Origin of the sequence: Oribacterium sinus (assembly GCF_963553175.1) — a bacterium.
Taxonomy (GTDB): Bacteria; Bacillota; Clostridia; order Lachnospirales; family Lachnospiraceae; genus Oribacterium; species Oribacterium sinus_B.
Map to the genome: position 1 here is coordinate 16,686 of NZ_CAUVME010000004.1, position 18,507 is coordinate 35,192.

The following is an 18,507-nucleotide window of genomic DNA, read 5'->3' on the forward strand; positions in this document are numbered from 1 at the left end:
AAGCTGAACATAAGTTTCTGCGATAGTAGGGCGTGTAAAGAGCAACCTAATCACAGAAAAGAGGACAGTATGAAAAAGAATAAAAATAAAATGAGTATATGGCTGGCGGCAATGGCGATGAGCATGTCCATCGTAGGATGTTCCAATGCAAAGACTGCTACAACAGCGGCAGCAACTACGGCCCAGAGCACAGAGGCGGTGGCAACGAACACCTCCGCAAAAACAACGGCAAGTTATTCCGAGGAAGACTTAAATACTTCTTATTCCGACTCGGATACCAAGATTGAGTTGAGCAGCGGAAACGCCAAGATTACCGGAGAGGGTGCAAGCTACACGGATGGCAATATTGTCATTACCAAGGCCGGAACCTATGTCTTTAGCGGAGAGTTCAACGGACAGATCATTACGGAGGTGGGAGACGAAGACCTGGTACACATCGTTTTCAACGGCGTAAATATCACAAACACGACTTCCTCCGTCATTAACGCAGCTACCGGACGTAAGATTGTGTTGACCTTAGTGGACGGCACTACCAACACCATAACAGATAGCGCAACATATAATTACGCGGAGGGAGAGGATGAGCCGGATGCAACCCTCTTTGTAAAGCAGGATTTGACCATTAACGGAAACGGAACTTTGAATATCAGCTCCAACTATGCAACAGCCCTTAAGGCAAAGGACAATCTCATTATCTTAGGCGGAAAGCTGAATATTGAATCGGGAGGAAAGGCCATCAAGGGAACCGACTCCGTTACCATTGAAAATGCGGATATCACCATCAATGTAGAGGATGACGGTATTACCACAGACGGAGCCTTGGTCATCAACAGCGGAACCATTAAGATGGAGAAGGTTGGAGAAGGATTGGAGGCTGTTACCATTGATATTAACGGCGGAACCATTGATATTGTGGCGAGCGATGACGGTATCAATGCCCGTGGTCTGATTGACGACAGCGCCACCGATGAGGAAAAGGAAGCTTACGGAGAAGAAAATCAGGCAGATACTTATTTCCGTATTACAGCCGGTACGGTAAATGTGACAGCCGGCGGAGATGGAATCGACTCCAACGGTCAGGTCTATATCGAAGGCGGCACCTTAAATGTTTCCGGACCTGCTTCCGGACCGGATGTGGCTTTAGACTTTAACGGAAAGGCAACCATTACCGGCGGAACCTTTATCAGTACCGGTGTGCAGGAAATGTTTGAATCCTTTGACAGCAGTTCCACCCAGAACTTTATCAATGTGTTCTACTCTACTGCAGTAAGTGGCGGAACAGAGGTGAAGGTGACAGACAAGAGTGGAAATGTGGTACTTAGCTACACACCGACCAACGACTTTACGGCAGTGATTCTTTCCTCTGATAAGCTTGTGACAGGAGAGACCTATACTGTAAGTGCGGGCAGCAATAGCGAAGAAATCACGATTTCTGCAGGAGAGAATACCATAGGGGAGCAAAGCAGCGGCATGGGCTTTGGCGGTGGAAACGGTGCTCCTCCAAGTGGAGCTCCCGGGGAAAATGGCGGTACACCACCTAGCGGAAACGGCTCTATGGGACAGCCACCGGAGAAGCCGACAGATGCTAATGGAAATTAACTGACTATGCCGGAGCCACCAAGTGGTCAGGGAAGTAATAGTGAAAGCAACTAATATCGTTTAGGGAAATAAATACCCCCGAAATACTTATAATCCAATACTTTGGAGAAAAGTATTCCGGGGGTGCTTTTTAGAAAAGAATATAGACTGAAGAAGGGATGAAAAATGGGATTTCCTCGAATCAGTATATTCTCAAAGAAGAGCTATTTAGACAAGGCACTAAATCTTCGATCTAAAGGAATTGACAATGCCGCGTATTGCGCCATAGCCCACTCCGGCTACCGGCCAAATAATCCAGCTGATATCCCAACGCCGTGTAATAAAGCTGTAGGCCAGATAGATAGCCGTTACCGAGCACCAGTAAATTTGCCCGACGGTTTCATTTTTGTGCTCGTCCATCTTTTTCTCTCTTCTATAATCCCCTTGCTCTAAAAGCATGTTCATGGAATCCCAAATAATATTCGTTTTGACAATCAGAAACACGCCAACGGCCACAAAAAGCAGAAGGAAAGGCACGGCAAGAGCGGTATGGAGATCATCTTCTCCATAAATAATCATACTGATAAAGATGGGACTTGCCGCAATGATGCAAAGAAAAATACCTAAAATCATCTGAGAAGTATAAGTTCCCTGGTAACGGGATTTTTTCTCCTGCACCATACCATTTACCCCGTAAGCAGTATTCAGAAGCTCTTTTTCTATATAATGGAATCGATCCCCTTCAATGGAGTTTTTGATAAATAAGGCTACTCCTGCTCCTGCCAAAAGAAAGAGGAAGAGCACACCGATACCTACGGATTTTCCTTCTGAGAGAGGAAGAAGAGAACTTTCCTGAAGAGTGCTTAAAACAATCAATAGGCTGGGGGAAAGGATACAAAGAAATACGCCCAGAGCAATCTGGGAAGCTGCTTGATTCTTGTGTTCCAGAAAGGCATTGGCCTCCTCCATGGAAACAGGAACTTCCTTTAGGGAGGATTCCGTATCAATCTTTGGAGCTTCTCCCGGGCTGTCCAGCTCAATCTCATCCTTTAAGAGGTAATCCGTACTGACGGAAAAGACCTCGGACAACTTCAAAATCTTATTCATATCCGGAATGGACTGGGCGCCCTCCCATTTGGAAATGGACTGTCTGCTGACCTCCAGCTTCTCCGCCAGATCCTCCTGAGACCAACCGTTTTTCTTTCTTAATTCTATAATCTTGTCTGCCAGTATCATACTCTGCTCCTTTTATGATTTTCAGTGTTTACCGGAATTTCCCTTCTCGGAAAATGTCTTGGTTCACTCCGTCTTTACGTCTCCCATACTAGTAAAAAATGCGGTTGCAGGGAAGAAAGAGGGCTTGTCAATTTGACAACCGACGGTTGCAAAGCCTTGATTTTCCGTGGAAAAACGTCATTTTCCGGAAAAGCAAGTTCTACATTTCCAAAACCGATTCAATGCTTAGACGAAGGGCGATTTCCCGGGAACCAATACCGAAGGAACGCATATCGTGTTCCTCTACATTTGCCAAAGAATCTCCGGTGTAGAGCAGACTACCCCATTGAATATCCCGCATCTTTGCCACGGCTGCCAGGGCGGAACACTCCATTTCCACAACGGTACAAGCTTCCGACTTTCTATATTCCACCTTTTCTTTGGTTTCCCGGAAAAATCCGTCGGTGGACCAGGTAATTACCTCTTCATAGGGCAAATGATGGGAGCGCAGAATCTTTTCGATAGCCTTTCTTGGGGCTTCCTCTATGTCCACGAAGCGGGAGGGAGGAAGATAATGGTAGGAAGTGCCTTCGTCTCGCAGTGCTTTTTTCGGAACCAGAAAAACGCCTTCCTCCTTATGAACCAATACACCGCAGGAACCACTGCTGATGACTTTTTTCACTCCATGGGCAATGAGCCAATCCAGAATCTGTGCGGCAGGGGCTGCACCTACAGGGGCCTGCACCAAGAGGAAGGGAATTCCATTTTCCTCCAATAAAAAAATGGGATATTGCATGGTGGCGGAGAGAAAATGGGTCAGTACCTTTCCGCCATGCTGTAAGGCATATTTTTCAACCGTGTCCTGTAAAAAGGCAAAAACGGCCCTCTCCGGAAAATGCACATCCAGCACTTCGTGACCCGGCTCTAAAACAGCACTGGGATCGGAATCAAATTCTAAGATGGGGATTTCGTGTTTTTGAATACTCATTTTGGCCTCAATTTTCTCTTTTTAAAAGTGTTTTATGGTAAAATAATAGCAATATTTTTTTATAAAGTCCTAGTATACATGGGAAAATAAGATATTCGCAAGAAGGAAAATGCTAAGGAAATTTAAATATTTAAATTGTAATGGAAGCATACGTGTCTTGGATAGAAAAATACTTATCCGACTATAACACGGACTTTTATTATCAGTCTCGAGAGTATATTGCTTTGTGCTATAGAGAAGGGGAAATTGTGGAGTAGAAAAGGCTGTAGAGCAGAAAAGCTGTTGAGTAGAGGAGTGGGATAATATGAAAGTACTGGTCATACCGGATGTGCATTTAAAAACTTGGATATTTGATAAGGCGGAAAATGTCTTAAAGTCGGGTAAGGCAGATCTGGCAGTCTGTCTTATGGACATGCCGGACGACTGGGATATGGAAGTTCAGATTGATCGGTACAGAGCAATCTACGACAGGGCTATTGCATTTGCCAAGGACTATCCGGATACCCTTTGGTGCTACGGAAACCATGACCTAAGCTATCCCTGGGGACGACTGGAAAGCGGCTATTCTCCTTATGCAGAGCGGACGGTGATGGAAAAACTGGAAGAGCTGGAAAAGAGCCTGAAAGATTCCTCTCAGATCAACATTATGCATAGAATAGGTCGAGTTTTGTTCTCCCATGCAGGTCTTAGCACGGAATTTGTAAAAAGTCTAAACAAGAAACTCTTGGATGCGGATATAGATGAAGTCCTTCATTCGGTAAATACTGCTTCTCAGGATAAGCTATGGAATGATGAATCGCCCCTTTGGCTAAGAGCATTGGATGTACGGAGAAAGGCATTTCGAGGGGGAAAATATAAGCAGGTTGTGGGTCATACTCCGGTGGAAAAAATCATGGAGCAGGGAGGAATGATCTTTACAGATGTTTTCTCCACAGATAGGGAAGGTACGCAGATTGGGGAATCTGCCATGGTGGTGATAGATTCTGAGACGGGGGAGTATGAGGTGGTAGAGGTCTAAGAAAAGAGCTGGAAAAAAATAAATGCTTTTCTAAGTAATATAGGCCTGAAATCGAGGCACGCTCTCGCTAAACTCGCCCAACGGGTAGGGTACTAAGCGAAAAACTGCTGGGCATTCGTTTTTCGCAAGTACCCGCGGGCTCAGATTGCCCCTCTTTCAGGCCTATATTACCGAAAAGCTATTTAATATTGATTTTTCACAGTCCTTTTCTTATCCTATGAGGACCTTGCTGGGAGTAAATAGGCAAGTGAAAAGACTAAAGTTAATAAAGAAAATAATATATGTGTACGAATTTTTGGAGTTTATCTTTTGAAAATAAACTTAGTAGTAACTACGATATGTTGTTTTTTGTTCGGGTGTGAAATGATACAATGAAAAAGCATCTTTGAATTTCAGTATTATTTAAAAGGGTGCTTTTATCTATTAAATGCCGGCGGCATTATCCGCTGTGAACGTTGGGAACACGTATAAGCCTAGGAGGAGACAAAATGTCAAAAGAAGTGTTTAGACTGGGAGAGTTGTTCTGTGGCCCAGGAGGAATTGCTTGTGGAGCACATAATGCGAAGAGTGATGATGGTGAGAAGTCTATAGTTCATGCTTGGGCAAATGATTTTGATACAGATACATGTGAAACATACATAAAGAATATATGTCATGGAGATGGGGCTTCTGTATATTGTAGGGATGTTAGAGAACTTGATATTCCGGCTCTGGGACCAATAGATGCTTTTGCATACGGATTTCCGTGTAATTCGTTTTCTCATGTGGGAGAACATCAGGGGCTGGAAAACGATAAATTTGGGCAACTTTATACATATGGGGTTGAAGTACTAAAATATTATCAACCTAAGTGGTTTCTCGCCGAAAATGTAACAGGTATGCGATCAGCAGGGGATGGTAGTCATTTTCAAATAATATTAAATGACTTGGCTAAAGCTGGTTATAAGTTAGTAACAAATATGTATAAATTTGAGGAATATGGAGTACCACAAACACGTCATAGGATTATTATTGTTGGGATTCGTAATGATTTGGATGCTAAAGGAATCAAGTTCAAGGTGCCGTCACCAGAATTATATAGACATTGTGATATTACTTCCGGAACTGCATTATCAAATATTCCTGATGATGCTCCAAATAATGAAATTCGTAAATTACAGGATACTGTTAAACTGCGCCTTTCTTACATTAAACCGGGACAAAATATATGGCAGGCAGAAAATATACCTCCAGAGTTAATGATTAAGACAAGAACAAAAATCAGCCAAATTTATAGAAAACTTGATCCGAACAAGCCATCTTATACTGTAACAGCTGCAGGTGGCGGTGGAACTTATATGTATCATTGGTCAGAGGAACAGAGAGAACTTACTAATAGAGAACGTGCTAGGATACAGACGTTTCCAGATGATTTTGAATTTATTGGAAAATATTCTTCAGTTAGAAAACAGATTGGAATGGCTGTGCCTCCAAAAGGAGCTGAGATAATATTTAGTGCTATTTTAAATACTTTTGCCGGAATAGATTATCCGTCTGTAGAACCAAGTTTCTCGTAATTTATGACTAGAGGAGATGACTATGCTGAATTATTGGTGGGTGACGCGACCTAAAAGAAAACTTGATAGTGTACCGGAAGTTCTTGCTACCTTTGCTGATATTTCTTTGAATCAAGAATGGTCTGGGCAACGTGGTACCCAAATGGCATATGAGGATGCACTTGAAAAAGCAGGTCTAAAACGTGTTGGAGCTCGCCGTGACCAATCTGGTTCTGGCGGTAGAACCTATGTGGCGTGGCTCGTTTCATTGGGATTGATTTTCAATCATGCCAAGACGGGAAATATTAAATTAACATTGGCAGGAGAAGCCATCATGAATGGAGATTCTCCTGTAGATGTTTTAAAACAGCAGGTACTGAAATATCAGTTTCCATCTTCTTTTTCTATGGGAAGAGGCGTTCAAGTAAGTGAACGCTTTAAAATTCGTCCTTTCCGCTTTTTACTAAGACTCTTATCAGATGATAGATTAGAACGCTATTTGACACAGGATGAAATAGCTAAGATAATTGCAGTGGATGCAGAGAATGAGAAAGAATCAGTTTATGAGATGGTTGTTCAAAAGATTCTTCGATTTCGTGAGGTAGGCGATAAATGCTTAGATTCCAATTTTTATGAACTATATAAGCCTAGTCGTGGGGAGGTTAACCCTGACCACCCTTTCAGCCATTTACAGGATATGGCTAACACAATGATAAATTGGATTGAGTATATTCAGTTGGCAAAACGAAATGAGGATAGAAATTTAGTTATTTTAGAAGAAAAACAGGCTGAAGTGGATGCTATCTTATCATCTCATTTGCCTTTTATAGATAGACCAACAGATCATGAATTTTTCCAAAGAAAATATGGACTTGACCCGAAACATCGTAAAGACATTAGAAATTTAGAAAAGACTCAGACTGTAACTGCTCGTATAATTGCTGAACAGAAAATTAGAACTGCTTATATCAAAACATCACTTATGAAGCCCATTACTGGAATAACGCCAGGACTAATTTCGGAAATAACTGAGGAAACGGGTATTTCATCAGATTTAGTTGAAGAGATCTTAAACAAAGTATATCCTCATGGTGCTGTGGGAGCTTTTTTATCGTCATATTTTGAAATGGCATTTAAAGGACGTGAAGAATGTACAGAATTTGAAGTGGCCACAACAGAACTATTTAAAGATGTATTTGGCTACAATGCAAAGCATCTTGGACAAACAGGGAGTAAATCTGCTCCTGATATTTTGTTACTTTCTGATTCTGAAGGCTACCAAGCGATAGTTGATAATAAGGCATATAGCAAGTATAGCATTAGTGGAGACCATCATAACCGTATGGTGCATAACTATCTAAAACGTATTCAGTCTTATAGTTCTAGTCCATTTCCTATTGGCTTTTTTACGTATATTGCAGGTGGCTTTGGAAAGTCTATTGATAAACAGATACAAGATGAAGTGAAGGAAAGTGGTATACATGGCTCCGGTATTACCATATCTAATTTTATCAAGATGATTGAAAACCATCAAAATGGAGTACGTAAGTACAGTCATAGAGATTTAAGAAGTATTTTTAGCCTTGATCGTCAAGTGGCGTTAAAAGATGTATGTGAGAATAGTTTTACTAATGATGTATATGGACTAGAGCTTTGGAAAAATACAAAAGTTGCTGATTCTTCTGGGTTTATACACTGATATTAACTTTGGACATTTTTTGTTCCTGATTTCATGAGACTTAATTTGTAGGAGCATTAGGAGCATACAAAATCAGACCAAGTTTAAGTAAGGAAATGTACTAAATGTCTACTCGTTTTAAAACAGTATTATTGGTAGGTGTAACCCATTGACGAATAACCGTAAAGGTCAATATGCAGTTGATTTAGTTCATCCGTATAGAATGGTATTTGAAAAACATGGTAATAAGATACAGGTAGCTCATATTATGGAGATAGTGGATTACCATTAGAAAAGTGAAATGGAATAGGGGGTAGCACTATGGTGAGAAGTCGTAGCGTTATTGCAACACCGCCCGGAGCGACGATAAAAGAGCAGCTTAAGGACAGAGGAATGAGTCAAAAAGAGTTTGCTGCGGGAATGGATATGTCTGAAAAGCATATCAGTAAGCTTATCAATGGAGAAGTACAGTTAACTCCGGAGGTAGCTGTTAGATTGGAGATGGTGCTTGGAGTACCTGCAAAGTTTTGGAATAATTTAGAGGCGATATACAGAGAAAAATTAATAAAGCCCGAAGCTTAAAAGTATGCTTGCAGAGTGCGGAATTGCACTTGTTTTTTTGCCGCATTTACAAGGCTCATTTTTACAAGGAGCTTCCTTTATGGACGGGAAGAAGATTGTTGTAGGATTAACTGCGAGAGGAAAAGACGCGGATAAGTTTTGGTTCAGTCTATTTCATGAACTAGCGCATATCGTTTTAGGACATATAAGTCAATTGAATGGAACATCAGAGGATGATGAGAAAGCTGCAAATTCTTGGTCCGGGGACACATTAATCCCGGGCAATGATTTTGCTGAATTTGTTGACCGTAAGAGCTTTTCCGCATCAAGTATACGTGCGTTCGCTGAGAAGCAAGGCATTGCACCTGGGATTGTGGTTGGAAGATTGCAAAACGAAGGATGCATTAAGCATAATATGTTGAATGAATTAAAGGATCATTATAAAGTCGTTGTATAGTTTTTAAGAGAAGGCTATAAAATTCCTTATCGGGATTATACTTTTAATAAAATACTATTGTCGGGTATTGTGGAAGAAAATAGGTATGCAGAGGGAAATATGACAACAACAAAACTTTGGAATCGAAATTTCAGCTTGGTGATTCTTGCGTCTACGATGGGTACTATCGGGGGAATTGCAGGAGGTTTTGCGCTGGCATTCCTGGTTTTCGATGAAACCGGGAGCACTTTGGCATCCGCTCTAATTCTCGCAATACAGCTTCTTCCCTTCCTGTTTATTCCTATCGTCATTGCGCCTATTATGGATCGACTTCCGAGAAAGACTTTTTTGGTCATGGGAGATGTTGCAAATTCCTTTTTGATTTTCGGCATGGGACTATGGTTATTGTTTTTTGACTTTTCCTACATTGGGTATCTCGCGCTGTCTTTGCTTCTGGCCTGTCTCGGATCGGTAGACGAGTTGGCCTTCACCAGTATTTATCCGGAATTAATCCCGAAAGGAGCTGAGCAAAAGGGTTACGCGGTATCTTCCATGCTTTATCCGGTTTTAACGGTGATTATGACTCCGTTTGCCGCGGTACTTTTGGACACGTTCGGTGTGGCATGGATTCTGATTGCGCAGGGCGGACTATCGCTTCTTGCCGCTATCACGGAGAGTTTTATTCGTCTGGATGAAACGGAACGTCATGATTCTACGACCTATTCTCTTCAGGCATGGGTCTCGGACATACGGGAGGCGGTACAGTATTTAAAGAAAGAACGCGGCCTTTTAGGTCTTTATGAATATATGGCGGTGAGCAATGGTGTTACCTGTGCCTATTCTCCCCTTCTCATCGCTTTTTTCCGTACTTTTCCGGGATTCACGGCGGCAATGTATGCCGCATTTTCCGTGGTAGAGTTTATAGGAAGGTCCATCGGCAGTGCATTACAATATCGAATTAAAATTCCGGATAAGAAGAAGTTCGGTTTTGTGTTTTTTGTCTATCAAACATATTCCGCGATGGATATGTGTTTGCTCTGGCTTCCTTATCCTTTGATGCTTTTAAACAGAGGAATTTGCGGCTTTCTCGGGAGTAACAGCGCCATCATAAGAGATGCAGCAGTACAGAGGTATATTCCGGAGAGACTCCGGTCTCGGGTCAATGCTTTCCAGGGGGTTCTGGTTACAGCCGGCTGCAGTGCATTTTCTTTGGTGATGGGCTTTCTCGGAGAGATTCTGGATTATCGGTGGTGCATTATGATTGGTGGAACGTTCACCTTACTGGCCGGTTTTGTTCTGATTTTAGTCAGGCAAAAAGAGGTTCGCAGGCTCTATGAGCCGGACATCAGTGAGGGGACTGGAAATTAGGGACGTTTTAAATTCGGGCCAAAGCTATTTCCAATAAAGCTACAAATTATATTTTCCAGTGCTATTCTTGAAGAATTTCAATTGCTTTTACGACATGAGCAAAGCCTTGTATATCAAATTTTCTAAGTTTTGACAGTTTTGAATACTTAGAGTTTCCTATTTCTGCTTTTATATAGGATGGATAGTCTTCAATTGCTTCATAAGGGATATTTTTTAAAAGACATGCTGCTATATGCATGACTTTACAAGCCATAACTGCAGCTTTTTCTGCAGAAAAACGTTCAGCATATACGTGTGTGACAATGCTTTTTATTCCTCGCAAATACTTATCGTAATCTTTTCCGTATTGACCTCTTGAGGCAATGGATACAGCGGCTTCCAGTGTATCGCGAAGAACATTTTCTTCGTTGGTAGCGATTCCTCTATACTGTATCTCAGATAAAACGGTTCTAGTGTAAGATTTACGGATATCTTCAAAGTTGTCGATAAAATCCACCAGTGTTGCTACATCATACATTTGCTTAATGATTTCCAGTTCTTTATCTACGCCGAAAGGAATTCCAGTTGTATGAGGAGCAAATGCTGTTAGTTTATCTCCAAGAATACAATCTATGCTTGGAACTCTAACTTCATAGTAAGGCTCTTCCGTAATAATCAAATTATTTTTTATTGGCTTCTGAATAATATTGGAATAGTGATTTTCCTCAAATAGGATGTCTAACAAAATGTAAAAAGGAGCCTCGGATTTGAGAGGAGAGTTATAGTAGTATTTATAGTGTCGTTTTTCAATGCTATTTTTTCCTTTTCGGATTTGACACTCAATTTTTTTAAAAGGAAATATTTTTCCGGCTTCATCCAGATAATGCTCTATATCTATTCCCGGAGAAACGATGATATCGATATCCGTAGATAAACGCCTGGGGTGATCCAAGAGCAGCATCAGACTGGTTCCTCCCTTAAAGACAAAGGGCATCTTAACCCTGCATAGAGCTTCAAGAAGTCCGAAGGCATAAATGCTTCTTTCTAAAATGAAACTGTCCACCATTTGATTTTTCTTTAAACTAAGTACGTGTTCCAATGTGAAGTTATCTCTTGTTATCATACATCACCAACCTTCAGCTCGATGTTCGTTTTATTTTGAAGGAATTCCCGTAGTTCTCTTTCTTTGTTTCTGCGTCGTGCGTACCGAAACATTTTTACTTGATCGACTTCGTATAATGAAAAAATAGCCTCCAAAGCCGCCGGATAATCTCCGAAAGAGAGCATGTCCTTTAGCCGCTTGTTAGCAAATAAATCAACTATCAGTTTTTCAATTGCCAGTTGATGCTGATTATTCCTTCCTTTTGGAGATTCACTAATTAGACGATCGATGATTATGCTGTTATCGATGCCATAGCGAAGAATCTGGTTTAAATCAGGTTTTAGAAGTACTTTTCCCGCAAATTCAGATACTATTCGTTCGAATACAAATTCGCATCCGTCCTTTTCTACCTCAAGGAAGATGTAATTGCGGCCAATCTGATGATTGAGAAATTCATTCAGCCAGCTGAATTCCCAAATTCTGTATTCAATCAAAGGAAATTCCTCATCCATAATAGAAATTATTTGCAAGGAAATATCGGAGTATTGATTTTCATATTTTATCGTATTCGCTGAATCTATGACTTTTCTATATTGGTTTCGTCCGATATGTTCGAGTTTTGAATTTTCAATCATGTATGAAAGTAATCCTTTAAGTTGCCCTTCACGAAAAAGAGGATTGCTTTTTTGTGCCAGCTTTAAGATATCCTGTCTTGAAATGGTATAGTCAGGCAACGTATCCCTAAGTAAATAATCCTTCATTCAGACCTCTTTTCTATAGCGGCAAATTCTTGTTTTTTTGCCGTTATGGTTCACTATATAATATATCGTTAACTAGTGAGAACACAATACCATATCGGCAAATTTTATTTTTTTTGCCGATATGGCTAAAGCTGATTTTTTTCTTCTTTTTCAGCTTCATTTCAGTTTTTTCTCCTATACTCCAGCCATGAAAGGAATTGAAGCAAGTGCTTCCAACTTTCATTCAGGAAACTAAAGCAGACAAGGAGGGATAAGCATGAAAAAGAGGATTGCCTTAATACCGGCTTATAAACCAAATATACAGTTATTGGAATTTGTAAAAGGAATTGAAGAACATGGAATGGATTGCCTGATTGTAAATGATGGTTCGGGAGAGGAGTATTTGTCTCTCTTCCATAAGATAGAAAGGGAAACGGAGGCCAGAGTGCTGTCCTTCCCGGAAAATAGAGGAAAGGGTGCCGCTTTAAAGGCGGGACTGGAATATTTGCAGAAGGAAAATGTGGGACTGCAAGGGGATTTCACCATTATCACCTTGGATGCGGACGGACAACATTTGCTGAAGGACGCCCTCAACTTACTTTCTGTAGCAGAGGAAAAAAAAGATACTCTGATTCTTGGCAGCAGAACCCAGTCCAAGGATTCTCCTCTTCGTTCCAGAATCGGAAACGGAATTACCAAGGAGGTTTTCAATCTGTGCACAGGGGTAGAGGTAAAGGATACCCAGACAGGGATGAGAGCGTTTTCCGGCAAGATGATTCCGGAAATGTTGGATATTCCGGGGGAACGTTATGAGTATGAAATGAATGTGCTTTTGTATTTGGCAAAGGAAGGAGTGCCTATGGAAGAAGTACCTATTGAAACGGTATATATCAATGACAATGCGGAAAGCCATTTTGATACGGTGAAGGATTCCTATCGGATCTACAAGCAGATTTTAAAATTCTCTGCCAGCTCCTTAGTATCCTTCCTGGCGGATTTCTTGCTCTACAGTTTCTTCTTCCTGATTACAGGAGGACTGTTTGTATCGAATTTCCTGGCAAGAGTCATTTCCCTACACATAAATTTTTTCTTAAACAAGACCATGGTATTTTCCACGGATGGAGAGAAGGAAGATATTGCAGAAAGCAAAAAGAGGATGGAAAACGCTAGAGCGCAGAAGGGAACTAAGTGGAATCTATCCGCACTAAAGAGCTTTAAGAAGGAAGAGTACCTTTCCTATCTAGGACTGGCGGCATTTATCTTCTTAATTAACAGCTTTATTTTATCGGGAATTGTAGGAAGCTTGGGAATGAATCCTTACCTGGCGAAGATTTTAACGGAAGGCTTGTTGTTCTGCCTGTCCTACTTCGTGCAAAAGAAATGGATTTTCGAAAAGAAAAATAGCAAGAAAGCAGGGGTGAAGGAGAAAGAACTTATGAGATCCCGTGGATTAACAAAGATAGAAGATTCTACGGCATTTTCTGAAAAAAAGGATGAGGAATTAGCAGTTTTTGAAGAAGTCGTAAAAGAGAAAAACAAGCAGATTATGCAGGTACAGGCATAAGGAAAGGATAAAATAATGAGAAAGTTTAACGGAAAAAAAGCAGGAATTATATGCGGTGTGGCATTGGCTTCATTTACCTCCTATGCCCTCCTGGATACCTTCGTAATCCCTCACCCTATGCAGACGGTGTCGGGACAGAACTTAGATTCCAACGGGCTGTCTATAAATGAAGAGGAGAGTACAGAGGCGGAAAATGCCTATGCAGCTAATCAGGATCAGGACGGTTTAAGTTCCAATAACTCCGGACAAAGTGGCTTTAATCAAGATGATTCCGGGCAAAATGGATTTAAGCAAGACGGCTATCATCAGGATGGCGAGAATAACGAGAATTACGATGAAAACAGCTCCGATCAGAGCTTTGGCGGAAATGGTGGATTCGATAATGGACAGGGCTTCGGTGTACCCGGAAATGGCGGACCGGGCGGACATGGTCCAGGTGGCCCGGGACGGGGAGGACAGGGTAGACCCGGTGGCGGAAAGAGAAATTCCGCGAATAATTCTTCTAACAACAGCTCAGGAAACTCTTCCAAGAATAATTCCGGTAAAGCAAATTCTAACGGAAACTCGGGCAGCACCGGATCCGAAACGAAATCTACTACGAAATCCACTACGAAATCTGCTACGAATTCCTCCGGTAGTACAAGCAGCACAAGTTCCGGAACGGTAATCGGCACGTACTCTGATAGTAAGAGCAAAATTACCGTAACTCAGTATAGAGCCTATGATAGTAATATTTATGTGGCAGATGTGGAGGTAACAGACGGAACAAGTATTCTTTCCGCATTTGCAAATAATACCTATGGAAGAAACATTACCGACACTACTTCCGATATGGCAGAGGAAAACAATGCGGTTTTAGCGATTAACGGAGACTACTACGGGGCAAGACAGAGCGGGTATGTGATTCGAAACGGTGTGGTGTACAGAAGTCAGGGAAGTAACGGAGAAGATATGGTGATTTCTAAGGACGGAAGCTTTTCCTTCATTTCCGAATCCGACACCACTACAGACTCTCTGATACAGAAGCAGGCTTGGCAGGTTCTTTCCTTTGGACCGGTTTTGGTAGAGAACGGACAGGTAGCCGTTTCGGAAAATGATGAGGTAGGTATGGCGATGGCCAGCAACCCAAGAACAGCCATCGGCACTGTGGCTAAGAACCATTATCTCTTTGTGGTATCTGACGGAAGAACTTCTGAAAGTGCGGGATTAAGCCTTTACGAGTTGGCGAACTTTATGAAGTCTTTAGGAGCGACAAATGTCTATAACTTGGATGGCGGTGGATCCTCCACCATGGTGTTCCAGGGAGAGGTAGTCAATAACCCCACCACCAATGGAAACAAGATTTCCGAGAGAGCAGTCAGCGATATCTTATATATCGGAAAGAGCTCATAAGATAGGGAATTCTACGGAAACCAACATAATGATATGAAAATCAAGTTAAAGTTATAAAAGTGGTTAAGATACGAAAATCAGTAAAAATACGAAATGTAAACTAAAGATATGGAAATCAGTATAAAGATATGAAAATCAGTATAGAGGAGATATCAAATGGAAAAGAATCAAGTTATTTATTATCATTCGGCAAGTCGTCAGGACAATGCTGAAGAAAGGATGGAGACGATGCAGAGCAGGCAGAATATTTCTGACAATGGAACGAGTCAGTTATCCTGGAAATCGCTTCTTCCCATTACTTTGACCACGGTTTTTGTCTTTGTCTTCGCAAAGATTTACGGACTTTTCTCCCATGGAGTCAGCTCAGCTTTCATGAGCTATGCCTTTTTACTCCCATTAACCCTCATTTTCCTTCCAAAGTTTATCAACCTATGCACAGGCAATCGCCTTTGGAATTTTTCTTTGGAAAATGGGGATGAGGCAGGGGAAAAGAAGCTATTCTTCACCTCTTTGGCATTCTTCCTTTGGAAGAGCGGCGTGGCGGTACTTACGGTAGGCTCCATCTATAAAGGGGTATTGGACATATACGGAACCAGCGGCACTTTTGAATGGATTTACTTGGTGGTGGGAATTTTGGCATTAGTGTCCGGAGGAATCGGTGCTTTATTGGCAAAGAAAGAATAAGCTGTAAGGGAAAATGGAAAAGGGCTTGTCGTGTAAGATAAGCTCTTTTTTCGCGGTGGCAGTGTGGTTTAAGACTATAATAATGGATTGGTGTTTATAGGCCTATGCAATAAAACTGATAATTTATAAAATAATCCAATTTCTCTCCTGTGGTTCTCTGGCGTATACTCTTCTTCGTTACAGCTTAAAAGAGTGGCTTAAGGAGGAAAAAATGAGAAAAAGCTTAAAGTTCGTGTTGCTCTTGGGAACAGTAGGAGTGCTGATGGCTGCCTGCGGAAATAAGGCATCAAGTAATGTGGAGAGCACTGCAAAGGGTACCGAGCAAAGTAAGGAATCTGTTGCTGCTACAGAGAAGAGCACAGAGAAGGCAACAGAAAAGGCAGAGGTTTCCGAAAAGAAGATGGTAGAGGGAACGGTAAACAATACCATTGACTTATCCAAGTATGAAAAAGGAAAGAAGGTTCGCCTTTGGATTCCTGTGCCGCAAAGCAGTGAGTATCAGACTGTTGAGGACGTAAAGTATGATGCCGGAAATGCTAAGGCGGAAATGAATACAGACGACTGGGGCAATCAGATGCTTTATGTGGAATGGGATGAAAATGCCGAGCCCGCCGATAGAGTGGTTAAGCTGGATTTACAGGTAAAGAGAGAAGAAATTGTTAGCCCTGAATTCAAGGAGGATGAGAAGGCGGAGCTTCCGGAGGATGTGAAGAAGTATCTGGAGCCTTCCAAGAACCTTCCCTTAAATGACCAGGTGAAGAACAAGGCCGCGGAAGTAACCGAAGGAAAGACCACAGATTTAGAAAAGGCAAGAACTATCTATGACTGGGTTATTGCCAATATGAATCGAGATGAGAGCGTGAAGGGTTGTGGTGAGGGAGACGTTTGTGCTCTTTTGGACACAACTATGTCCGGAAAATGTACCGATATCAACTCCATGTTTGTAGCCCTTTGCCGTGCATCCGGAATTCCTGCCAGAGAGCATTTTGGAATCCGTATCAATGCGGAGGATATCACCAAGAATCAGCACTGCTGGGCAGAGTTTTATTTAAAGGGAACCGGTTGGGTTTCCGCAGATCCCGCCGATGTGTTAAAGGCTGTTTTAAAGAATAATTGGACAAAAGATCAGGCAGAAACCAAGGAGAAGCAGGAATACTACTTTGGTAACTGCGATGCAGAGCGTATGATTTTGTCCGATGGAAGAGACCTTACCTTGAACCCTGCACAGGATGGAGAGGCTTTAAATGATTTCGGCTATCCATACGCAGAGGTTGACGGAGTAAAGCTTGATAACTACACTCCGGATCAATTCGTTTATACCTACAGCTTTGCAAAGAAGGCATAATCGGGGAAAGAAAAGCGTACAAATCAGAATGCTTCTATTGAAAAGCTTCTACTGAAAAGCTTCTACTGAAACACTTCTGTTGAAACACGCTACTAAACAGTATCAAAAACATGTAAAAAAGCATTTCCATTTTCTTTCTGTATAGAGGTTTTGGAGATGCTTTTTTCTTTTTAGAAAAGTCTTGGAAGAGATGCCTTTCTTTCAGAAAGTGAATATCAATAGAGTAAAGATTTTTTCAGTTGATAAAGAAATAAAAAAAGAGTAATCAATACCCCTTCGTGAACATTCGCAGGTCTTTTTTCCGCTACAATAGAGTGCTATACTGGTAGCAGAATTCCAAAGGGGGACGACAAAATGAATACAGCGCTTTCTGCAAAAGTGAAGGATATTATCATGGTGAATGTGGGCATAGTCATAGTGGCTGCCGCAGTCTTTTTCTTTCAGGTGCCCAGTCATGTGGCAGTATCTTCGATTTCCGGTCTGGCCATTGTGCTTCATCATTTTCTACCCTTTTCTGTGGCGACTTTAGTGATGGCTTTAAATATTATCCTGCTGATCATGTCCTATTTTTTTGTGAGTCACGCATTTGCCTATAAAACAGCCTATGGCACCATCATGCTGCCGGCGGTGTTGCTTTTATTTGAAAAGCTTTTTCCCAATAATCAATCCTTAACAGGGGATGTTTTTTTAGATGTGGTAGCTTACATTTTCTTTGTCAGCATCGGACTTTCTATTCTCTTTAATCGAAATACCTGTTCAGGAGGCTTGGATGTGGTAGCAAAGATGATGCAGAAATATCTACACATGGATGTGGGACAAGCCATGGGACTTGCGGGGCTTTGCATTTCCCTCCTATCCATCTTTGCCTTTGATGCAAAAAGCGTGATTTTATCGGTGTTAGGCACCTACTTTAATGGCATCCTTTTGGACCATTTTATCTTTGGACAGACCATTAAAAAGAGAGTTTGCGTGATTACCACCGAGGAAAAGGCGGCTATTCTTACAGAATTTATTTTGAATCGCATCCATAGCGGCATGAGTATCTATGACATTATGGGAGCCTACAGTCATGAGATGAAGAAGGAGATTGTGGCGGTAGTGGATCGGCAGGAATATCAGAAGCTGATGGCCTTTTTGGAGAAGGAAGATCCGAAGGCGTTTATTACCGTTTATAATGTGGCGGAGATTCATTATACGCCGAAGAAGTGGTAGGAAAAATAGTAGAGTTGATGAGTTGCAGGCAGGGGAAATAAGAATTTCTTAGACATTTCACTTAGGCATTTCAACGCTTATTGACACGGAAATATAAAAAGACTAATATGAA

Annotated in this window: 14 protein-coding genes and 1 pseudogene; 11 read left to right on the forward strand and 4 right to left on the reverse strand. The window is 41.6% G+C overall.

Annotation, left to right across the window (positions count from 1 at the left end; translation table 11 throughout):
* Window positions 1-69 precede the first annotated feature (69 nt).
* On the forward strand, window positions 70-1,599 hold the full coding sequence (locus RYO92_RS01665; RefSeq protein WP_315369269.1) for a carbohydrate-binding domain-containing protein: 1,530 nt from the start codon (window positions 70-72) through the stop codon (window positions 1,597-1,599).
* Between the two features lie 219 nt (window positions 1,600-1,818).
* Here RYO92_RS01665 and RYO92_RS01670 read toward each other — a convergent pair whose 3' ends face one another.
* The gene (locus tag RYO92_RS01670) at window positions 1,819-2,814 is read right to left on the reverse strand and encodes a helix-turn-helix domain-containing protein (RefSeq protein WP_315369270.1); all 996 of its coding nucleotides are present in this window, start codon (window positions 2,812-2,814) and stop codon (window positions 1,819-1,821) included.
* Window positions 2,815-3,013: 199 nt separating this feature from the next.
* Window positions 3,014-3,781: a nucleoside phosphorylase gene (locus RYO92_RS01675; RefSeq protein WP_315369271.1), complete on the reverse strand. Its 768-nt coding sequence runs from the start codon at window positions 3,779-3,781 to the stop codon at window positions 3,014-3,016.
* Window positions 3,782-4,085: 304 nt separating this feature from the next.
* On the opposite strand from RYO92_RS01675, the gene RYO92_RS01680 reads away from it, so the two are divergent.
* From RYO92_RS01680 to RYO92_RS01700, 5 genes and pseudogenes are all read left to right on the forward strand, one after another.
* Window positions 4,086-4,799, forward strand: coding sequence for a metallophosphoesterase (locus RYO92_RS01680; protein WP_315369272.1), 714 nt, complete (start codon window positions 4,086-4,088; stop codon window positions 4,797-4,799).
* A gap of 488 nt (window positions 4,800-5,287) precedes the next feature.
* On the forward strand, window positions 5,288-6,355 hold the full coding sequence (locus RYO92_RS01685; RefSeq protein ID WP_314327892.1) for a DNA cytosine methyltransferase: 1,068 nt from the start codon (window positions 5,288-5,290) through the stop codon (window positions 6,353-6,355).
* A 22-nt stretch (window positions 6,356-6,377) separates the two neighbouring features.
* Window positions 6,378-8,033, forward strand: coding sequence for a restriction endonuclease FokI C-terminal domain-containing protein (locus tag RYO92_RS01690; RefSeq protein ID WP_315369273.1), 1,656 nt, complete (start codon window positions 6,378-6,380; stop codon window positions 8,031-8,033).
* Window positions 8,034-8,333: 300 nt separating this feature from the next.
* Window positions 8,334-9,030 (forward strand): annotated as a pseudogene (locus RYO92_RS11155) (HigA family addiction module antitoxin).
* 99 nt (window positions 9,031-9,129) lie between these two features.
* Window positions 9,130-10,377, forward strand: a complete 1,248-nt coding sequence (locus RYO92_RS01700; protein WP_315369274.1) for an MFS transporter — start codon at window positions 9,130-9,132, stop codon at window positions 10,375-10,377.
* 61 nt (window positions 10,378-10,438) lie between these two features.
* On the opposite strand, the gene RYO92_RS01705 is transcribed toward RYO92_RS01700, so the two are convergent.
* Both RYO92_RS01705 and RYO92_RS01710 read right to left on the reverse strand, forming a co-directional pair.
* Entirely contained in the window at window positions 10,439-11,479 is a 1,041-nt protein-coding gene (locus RYO92_RS01705) for a nucleotidyl transferase AbiEii/AbiGii toxin family protein (RefSeq protein ID WP_315369275.1), read from the reverse strand.
* Window positions 11,476-12,219 (reverse strand): DUF6577 family protein, encoded by a 744-nt coding sequence (locus RYO92_RS01710; RefSeq protein WP_315369276.1) that lies wholly within the window; start codon window positions 12,217-12,219, stop codon window positions 11,476-11,478. Before RYO92_RS01710 ends, RYO92_RS01705 begins: the two co-directional genes overlap by 4 nt.
* A 256-nt stretch (window positions 12,220-12,475) precedes the next feature.
* Here RYO92_RS01710 and RYO92_RS01715 point away from each other — a divergent pair, with 256 nt between their 5' ends.
* From RYO92_RS01715 to RYO92_RS01735, 5 genes are all read left to right on the forward strand, one after another.
* A complete protein-coding gene (locus RYO92_RS01715) occupies window positions 12,476-13,762 on the forward strand; it encodes a bifunctional glycosyltransferase family 2/GtrA family protein (RefSeq protein WP_315369277.1) in 1,287 nt (428 codons plus the stop codon).
* A gap of 15 nt (window positions 13,763-13,777) precedes the next feature.
* Complete coding sequence (locus RYO92_RS01720) at window positions 13,778-15,154, forward strand: phosphodiester glycosidase family protein (RefSeq protein WP_315369278.1); 1,377 nt, start codon at window positions 13,778-13,780, stop codon at window positions 15,152-15,154.
* A 156-nt stretch (window positions 15,155-15,310) separates the two neighbouring features.
* Entirely contained in the window at window positions 15,311-15,838 is a 528-nt protein-coding gene (locus RYO92_RS01725) for a hypothetical protein (protein WP_315369279.1), read from the forward strand.
* A 211-nt stretch (window positions 15,839-16,049) separates the two neighbouring features.
* Window positions 16,050-17,183, forward strand: coding sequence for a transglutaminase-like domain-containing protein (locus RYO92_RS01730; protein ID WP_315369280.1), 1,134 nt, complete (start codon window positions 16,050-16,052; stop codon window positions 17,181-17,183).
* A 354-nt stretch (window positions 17,184-17,537) separates the two neighbouring features.
* A complete protein-coding gene (locus RYO92_RS01735; RefSeq protein ID WP_315369281.1) occupies window positions 17,538-18,395 on the forward strand; it encodes a YitT family protein in 858 nt (285 codons plus the stop codon).
* Window positions 18,396-18,507: the final 112 nt, after the last annotated feature.